The organism is Streptomyces triticagri (assembly GCF_003429565.1).
In the GTDB taxonomy this organism is placed as follows: Bacteria; Actinomycetota; Actinomycetes; order Streptomycetales; family Streptomycetaceae; genus Streptomyces; species Streptomyces triticagri.
In genome coordinates this window covers 20,143-27,520 of the sequence record NZ_QUAK01000223.1, presented here as the reverse complement: position 1 = coordinate 27,520, position 7,378 = coordinate 20,143, and the positions used below count along the sequence as shown (strand labels likewise).

Annotated in this window: 6 protein-coding genes; 3 read left to right on the top strand and 3 right to left on the bottom strand. The window is 71.5% G+C overall.

Annotated elements, in window-relative coordinates:
• Positions 1–357: 357 nt before the first annotated feature.
• Positions 358–930, top strand: coding sequence for a GNAT family N-acetyltransferase (locus DY218_RS29780; protein ID WP_128559273.1), 573 nt, complete (start codon positions 358–360; stop codon positions 928–930).
• 21 nt (positions 931–951) lie between these two features.
• On the opposite strand, the gene DY218_RS29775 is transcribed toward DY218_RS29780, so the two are convergent.
• Entirely contained in the window at positions 952–2,535 is a 1,584-nt protein-coding gene (locus DY218_RS29775) for an MFS transporter (RefSeq protein WP_128559272.1), read from the bottom strand.
• Between the two features lie 71 nt (positions 2,536–2,606).
• Here DY218_RS29775 and DY218_RS29770 point away from each other — a divergent pair, with 71 nt between their 5' ends.
• Complete coding sequence (locus tag DY218_RS29770; RefSeq protein WP_128559271.1) at positions 2,607–3,269, top strand: TetR/AcrR family transcriptional regulator; 663 nt, start codon at positions 2,607–2,609, stop codon at positions 3,267–3,269.
• An 11-nt stretch (positions 3,270–3,280) separates the two neighbouring features.
• On the opposite strand, the gene DY218_RS29765 is transcribed toward DY218_RS29770, so the two are convergent.
• On the bottom strand, positions 3,281–3,841 hold the full coding sequence (locus tag DY218_RS29765) for a TetR/AcrR family transcriptional regulator (protein WP_128559270.1): 561 nt from the start codon (positions 3,839–3,841) through the stop codon (positions 3,281–3,283).
• Positions 3,842–4,120: 279 nt separating this feature from the next.
• Between DY218_RS29765 and DY218_RS29760 the strand changes: the two genes are divergently transcribed.
• The gene (locus DY218_RS29760; RefSeq protein ID WP_128559269.1) at positions 4,121–5,782 is read left to right on the top strand and encodes a carboxylesterase/lipase family protein; all 1,662 of its coding nucleotides are present in this window, start codon (positions 4,121–4,123) and stop codon (positions 5,780–5,782) included.
• A gap of 84 nt (positions 5,783–5,866) precedes the next feature.
• On the opposite strand, the gene DY218_RS29755 is transcribed toward DY218_RS29760, so the two are convergent.
• Complete coding sequence (locus DY218_RS29755) at positions 5,867–7,372, bottom strand: type VI secretion protein (protein ID WP_128559268.1); 1,506 nt, start codon at positions 7,370–7,372, stop codon at positions 5,867–5,869.
• Positions 7,373–7,378: the final 6 nt, after the last annotated feature.

Sequence of the window (7,378 nt, the reverse complement as noted above, 5' to 3'; positions counted from 1 at the left end):
GCAGGGGGGACCCTGTGGGAGAGTAGGACGCCGCCGAACTAATTGTGGGAAAGCCCCGCACCGTATGGTGCGGGGCTTTCTGCATTTCCAGCTCGGATTCACCAGGCGGCCTGGATGCGGTCGCGGGCGCCGGTCTTTGCGAGGATGCGGCGACGTGGGTCTTCACCGTGGACTCCGCGAGGAGGATGAGGACCCTGGTGCGGGCACCGGCGGCGACGATGCGGCGGTGCGGTGGGGTGTAGTGCCGCGGTATGGAGGATCCGGGGCGGTGGACTCGGGGATTCGGTCCCGGGCGTGCGGGCCGGTGGCGCGGGGAATTGCGTTGCGTGGGTTCGTGGTCGGGGTCAGCATCGGAGGATGGAGATACGGGTTCGGGCCGTGCGCGGCGACGAGTGGAAGCAGGTCAAGGAGTTGCGGCTGGCCGCCTTGCGGGATCCGGCGGCTCCGGTGGCGTTCGTCGAGACGTACGAGCAGGCGCTGGCGCAGCCCGATTCCTTCTGGCAGGACCGTACGACGGGGGCTTCGGCGGGTACGGCCGTGCGGCAGTTCGTGGCGGAGGCCGGGGACGGGGTCTGGGCGGGGACGCTGGTCGTGCTCGTCGAGAAGGCGGGCGAGGCGAGCGTCTTCGGGGACGAGGTCAGCCAGGGCGGTGCTCAGCTGGTCGCGGTGTATGTGCGGCCGGAGTGGCGCGGGCGTGGGGTCCTGGGGGAGCTGATCGATGCCGGGTCGCGGTGGGCGTGGTCGGTGGACGGGGTGGAGCGGGTGCGGTTGTTCGTGCACGAGGAGAACGGGCGGGCGCGGGCGGCGTACGAGAAGTGCGGGTTCTCGCTGACGGGGGTGTCGGTGCCGGTCGCCGGGGACGGCGATGAACCGGTGCCGGGTGCAAGGGAGTTGGAGATGGTCGCGGGGCGGCAGGGGGACGCGGGCTAGGGTCCGTCCGCGGGAGAGACCCTAGCGATCCCCGGGAGGAGGCGTACGGGCGCTGGTGACCGTGCTGTCCGTGCGTCCGCTTCCTGTACTCCCGTTGCTCGTAAGCCCGTTGCCCGTACTCCCGTGGCCCGTAAGCCCGTTGTGGGTGTGCCGGACTGGGCGTCCGGTGTGCCGCAGCAGTAGGTGGACCAGGAGTGCGAGCGCCAGTGTGAGGGCGGCGACCGAGCACAGGGCGATCCGCAGGGACACGGTGAAGTGCGCCGCGGCGTCCGGGTTGCGGAGGGTGCCGGCGGCGATGCGGCCGGCCAGTGCCGGGGATCCGGCGCGCTGCTCGAGTACGGCCAGGAGCAGCGCGCCGAAGAGGGTGAGCATGACGGCTCCGGTGCCGCCCCGGACCGTACTGAGGAAGCCGGACGCCATGCCCGAGCGGTCCGTCTCGACCATCCCGAGTGCCCGGGCGTCGATGATGCCGAGGGAGAGTCCGGAGCCCGCGCCCAGGGTGATGAGCGGGCCCGCGAGGCCGAGTTGGCCGATGCCGGGGTGGAGGGTCGCGAGCCAGACGTTGCCGGCCGCGAGCATCAGCAGCGAGGTGACGAGCAGCCGGCGCGCGGGCACGCCGCGGTTGACGAGTCGCGCACCGAGCGGCGGCAGCGCGACCATCGGCACGCTGAGCAGCAGCAGTACGAGTCCGGCGTCCCGTGCCGTGAAACCGCTGGTGGCCTGCAGATACGTGGGCAGGAAGACCAGCACCGCGGTGGTGGCCGCGCCCAGGCCGAAGACGCCGATGGGCCAGGCGATGAAGGCGCGGTCGCCGGCCAGGGTGAGGTCGAGGACGGGGTGTTCGGTGCGGCGCTCGATCCGGACGAACGCGGCGAGCAGTACGGCTCCGGCTGCGAGCGGGCCGAGTGTCGGCGGCGAGAGCCAGCCTTCCTTGGAGCCCTGGGTGACGGCGAACAGGACGAGTGCGAGGCCGCTGATGAAGGTGACCGCGCCGGCCTTGTCGACCCGGGGGCGTATCGCGGCCCGTGACTCGGGCAGCAGCAGACTGCCGGCGAAGAGCACCAGCCCGGCCGCGGCGAAGGCCAGGAAGCCGGCCCGCCAGTCGAGCGCGTCGACGATCCAGCCCGCGAGGGTCGGGCCGAGTGCGAGGCCCACGCCGGCCGTGGTGCCGAGCATGGCGAAGGCGCGGGCGCGCGCGGCGCCCTCGAAGGTCACCGCGAGCAGCGAACCGGCGCTCGCCATCACCCCGGCCGCCCCGATGCCGCAGATCACCCGGGCCGCGTCCAGGACGACGATGTTCTGGGCGGCGGCCGCGCCGAGGGTGCCGAGGGTGTAGACGGCGGCGCCGGACGTGAAGAGCAGCCGGCGGCCGAAGATGTCGCCGAGCGAGCCGGCGACCAGCATGAACGAGGAGGCGGCCAGGAAGTAGCCGGCCACCACCCAGTTGAGCGCGGCGCCGGAGGCGTCGAGGTCGGAGCCGATCCGCGGCAGGGCGACGGTGACGCCGGACATGGCCATGGGGAGCGTGAGGAGGCCGAGCAGGACGATGGTGAGGGTCAGGGCGGGGCGACCCTGACGACGTGGTGTGTCGGCTTCGGTAGCCATGACGGTAAAGTACAACGGACGCTGTAGTTATTACAACGGTGATTGTAAAAACGAAGGGAGAGGAGTGCCGGATGGTGCAGGCGAGCGAGGGTGCCCGGCGGGGGCGGCCGCGCGGAGGGAGTGACGAGAAGCGGCAGGCCGTGCTGCGCGGCGCCCGCACGGTGTTCGGCCGCGAGGGGTACACCCGGGCCGGGGTCGACGCGATCGCCGCCGAGGCCGGGGTCTCCAGTCGCACGCTCTACAACCACTTCGGCGGCAAGGAGAGCCTCTTCCGGGCGGTCCTCCTGGAGAGCGCGGAGGCGGTCACCGAGGCCCATCGCGCCCTGTTCGACCGGCACTTCCGCAAGTTCCGTGAGCCGTACGAGGATCTGCTCGACCTCGGCCTCGACTGGATCCGGCAGCGCGAGGTGCACCCCGAGCACTTCGCTCTCGTACGCCAGATCATCCCGGAGGGGCCGCGGCTGCCCGCCGACGTACTGGAGGAATGGCAGCGCATCGGGCCGCGTGCCACCCAACTCTCGCTGCGCACCCACCTGTTGGCCGTCGGCCAGGAAGGGCGCCTCGCCGTCGACGAGGGCAGTGCCGACCGGGCGGCCAGGCATCTGAGCCTGTTCCTGGGCGGCGGCGTCATGCTCGACTCGTACTACGGCGCGCTGCCGCTGGAGCCCGCGGCGGTGGAGGAGCTCGTACGGGACGGGGTGGAGGTGTTTCTGCGGTTGTACGGGGTGGAGTGACCCGGGGGGGCTCACGTGTCCTCGGGCAGGTGGGCGGCCAGGGCGCGCAGGCCGGCCAGGACCTCGTCGGCGGTGGGGGCCGCGTCGGGGTCGGTGAGGTGCTGCATCATCAGGCCGCTGACCAGGGCGAGTTGGACCGAGCCGAGAGTGCGGACCGTCGACTCGGAGAGCTCGTCCTCGGCCGCTCCGGTGACCTCGCGTGCCATGCCGGCGCGGCCCTGTTGCAGGCCCTCGGCCATCTGCTCGCGCAGTGCGGGGTCGCGCTGGGCGCGCAGGACGGTCTCCAGATTGGCCGTCCAGAACGTCTTGTCGGCCGAGAACGCCTCGATGATGCGCTGCCAGAGCGCGCCGAGGCCGGTGTTCTCGTCGGGTGGGCCGAAGGCCCGGCCACCCGAGTCGAGGGCCTGGAACAGTGCCTGATTGAGCAGCGCCTCCTTCGAGCCGAAGTGGTAGCCGATCGCGGCCATGCTCACGCCGGCGGTGGAGGCGAGATCGCGGACCGTCGTCCGCTCGTACCCCTTCGTGAAGAGGCACTCACGCGCGGCTTCGAGGAGCTTCTCCCGGTTTCCCATGGTGCGGACCTTAGCAATGGCCTGGGCGTTTGTGCTAGGCGAGCGTCTCAGGCGTAAGCATCAGGCGATCGCATTGGACAGATGCATTGGACAAACGTATTGCGCGTTTGCCCAAATTCTGGCTACGGTCGTGCCCTAACAGTTCGCGTCGAGCTGCCTGTCCGAGCGGTCTGCTCCGAGCCGTTCTGCTCCTAGCCGTTCTGCTCCGAGCCGTTCGCTCGGAGTGGCTCGCTCCCAGTGGCTCGCGCTGAGCTGGTCACGACGACCCCGGGAGTCCGGATGAGCACCGTGAAGCCTCGTACATCCCGCAAGTCCCCTGAGCTTTGTAAGTCCGCCAAGTTCCGTAAGACCCGTATCGGAGGTCTCGTCGCCGCGGTCACGGCCTGTGCCGCGATCGCTGCCACCGTCGCGGCGAGCGATCCGGCCGCCGCGCGGCCCGGCGGGCAGGACGCCGGCACCGGTGACCGGACCCGGGTGACGACCACCGAGGGCCCGGTCCGGGGCCAAGTCACCGGCGGCGTACGGACGTTCCAGGGCATCCCGTACGCGGCCCCGCCCACCGGCGACCGCAGGTGGCAGGAGCCGCGGCCGCCGCGTCCCCGGTCCGCGCCGCTCGACGCGCGCACACCGGGAAGCGCCTGCGCACAGCCCACCGACCAGCCCATCGCCATCGAGGGCGGCGGCAGCGAGGACTGCCTGTATCTGAACGTCACGACCCCGGCGGGCCGGACGCAGGGCCGGCTGCCGGTCGTCGTCTGGATCCACGGCGGCAGCTTCACCTACGGCGACGGAGGCACCTACCGGGCCGCGAAGCTCGCCGCGGCGGAACAAGGCGCGGTGGTCGTGACCCTCAACTACCGGCTCGGAACCTTCGGTTTCCTCAGCGCATCCGGACTGGACGCGCCGGCCAACCTCGGCCTGCTCGACCAGCAGGCCGCCCTCCAATGGGTCAGGCGCAACGCCCGCGCCTTCGGCGGCGACCCGCGCAACGTGACGCTCATGGGCCAGTCCGGCGGCGGCTACAGCGTCTGCGCGCAGCTCGTCTCGCCCGCGGCGCGCGGACTGTTCCACCGGGCGATCGTCCAGAGCGCCGGCTGCGTCGGACCGGACGGATCCTTCACCCGCAAGGAGGCCGAGGACAACGGGCGCGCCATCGCCGAAGCGGCCGGCTGCGACGACCCCTGTACGGTCGACTCCTGCCTGCGCCGCAAGTCGACGGCGGCGCTGATCAAAGCGTCCGTGTCCGGACACGAAGGGTACCGGCCCGTCGTGGACGGCGAGGTGCTGCCGGAGTCGCCGTCACGCGCCATCCCCGCCGGGAGGTTCGCCCGGGTGCCGGTGCTGCACGGGTCGACCCACGACGAGATGAGTGGGCTCGCGGCCACCCAAGAGACCACGACGGGACGGCCGTTGACCGCCGAGGAGTACGCCGGGAAGCTCACCGAGCAGTTCGGGGCGGTCGCGCCCGCGGTGCTCGCCGAGTACCCGGCGGCGGCATATCCGGCGCCCGGCGCGGCCTTGTCCGCCGTGCTGACCGACTCGGAGTGGTCGACCGCGGCGCTCGACACCCAGCGGGCACTGGCCCGGCACACCTCCGTCCACGCCTACGACTTCGCCGAGGCCGAGTCCCCGTACTTCCGGGGTGTACCGCGGCCGGAGAGCTTCTCGCTCGGCACCGGCCACATGGTCGATCTCGCCTACCTCTTCGAGAACGACCTCTTCGAGCCGCTCGACGCCCGGCAGTCCCGCCTCTCCGACACGGTGATCGGCTACTGGAGCCGGTTCGCGCGCACGGGGCAGGTGAACGGGGACGGTGCGCCCGCGTGGCAGAGGTTCACGGCCGGCGATCCGTATGTGCAGCGGCTCGCGTCCGGACGGATCGGGCGTACGGACTTCGCGGGCGATCACCACGTCGGCTTCTGGCGGGGGCTGTCGTCCTGATGCCCGTCCTGATGCCCCCGTCCTGATGCCTGTCCTGATGTCCGCCTCGATGTCGCGAACAGCCTTGCTCGGGCCGGGAGTTCTTCAGGCCGGGAGTTCCGCTCCCGGCCAGCGGGTGCGGACCTGTTCGCGGGAGCGGAGCAGGGCCAGGGTGGGGAGGCCCTGCTCGGCGCCGGAGGCCAGCAGGTCCGGGAGCTGGGGGAGTGGGGCGACGGCCGCGACGTCGTCGAGGACCAGCGCAAGTGGTGGGTCGAGGCGACCGGAGGATGACCGTTCGGCCATGCGCCGGCCGCGCTCGACCACGCTGGAGGCGAGTGCCGTGAGCAGCGGCATGGCACCCGGATGCGACTTGGGGTCCTCGATGGCTTCACCCACCACGTAAAGCGTGCCCCCCTCGTCCAGGAAAGAATCCAGGGTCTGCGCATCCGTTCGGTTTTCCGTACAGGCCTCCCGGATGTGTACGGAGAACATGGCGGACAGTGCGCGGGCCGTCAACTCCTGTGCGATGTCCCGTCGTTCGGGATGTGCGGTGAGGGCCGCCTCGAGCTCTCCGCCGGTGCCGGAGGCCGCCTTCGGGTTCGTCCGCAGGATCCGTACGGCCTCCTGGACCTGGCTGCCCTGCGCCCAGCGGTGTACGTGCTTGAACGGGCGGCCGTCGACGGCCGCCGCGTGCAGATAGCTCCGCAGGAGCGTCTCGGCGGTGTCCGCCACGGCGGCGTCGATACGGGCCGTGGGGCGTACGGGGGCGAGGAGGGCGGCGGCCCTCTCCTTGGCGGTGGGCTTGTCCGTGCAACCGGTGCTGGGGGACCAGTGCATGCGGGCCGGGGTGTCGCAGCGGTGGGTGGGGTCGAAGAGGAGGGTGGGGCCGAGCTTGGCGCGGGCGTCCTTGGATTCCTCCCAGAGGGTGGGGTCGGAGGTCAGGATCAGGACGGGTCCTGTGGCGTCCTCGATGGCGCGGATCGCCGCGGGGCGGCGGGTTTCCGGGGTGCCGATCATCAGCGGGGCGCGGGGTGAGGGGATCACGGCCGTGGGTGGGGGTTCCTTGACGCGGGCGTCGCTGGTGTCCTCAATCGCCGGACGGGCTTCGAAAGCATCGGCGCTGCGCGCCTCGTCGTCCTCAAGCGCCGGACGGGCTTCAAAAGCTTTGTCCTCAAACGCCGAACGGGCTGGATCTGGACGGGCTGGATCTGGACGGGCTGGCTTTGCCCTGAGCGCCCTCCACCGAGCCACCGTCCCCATCACGAAGATCGTCAGGACGACCAGGATCAGGAGTTGCCCTATCAACAGGCCCCAGAAGAGGCCGTAGCCGGACAGGGAGTCGGGGGCCGTGTCCGGCCAGGCGCCCGCGATGTCATGGGGCTCCGCCGCGAGTTGGCGCATCGCGCCCGGTGTGCGGTCGAAGGTGACCGTGTCGGGCCAGGCGCCGTGGGCGAACTTCGCCGCCAGGCCCGTCGCCGTCCACACCAGGACGGTCAGGCCGAGCAGGAAGACAAGCACGCCGACGAGGAGCCCGTCGGGGATCCCGCCACCGCCGCGCCGCTCGTGCCGATGGGCGCCGCCGGGACCGTACGTGTCATGGTGCTCGGGCATGTCACC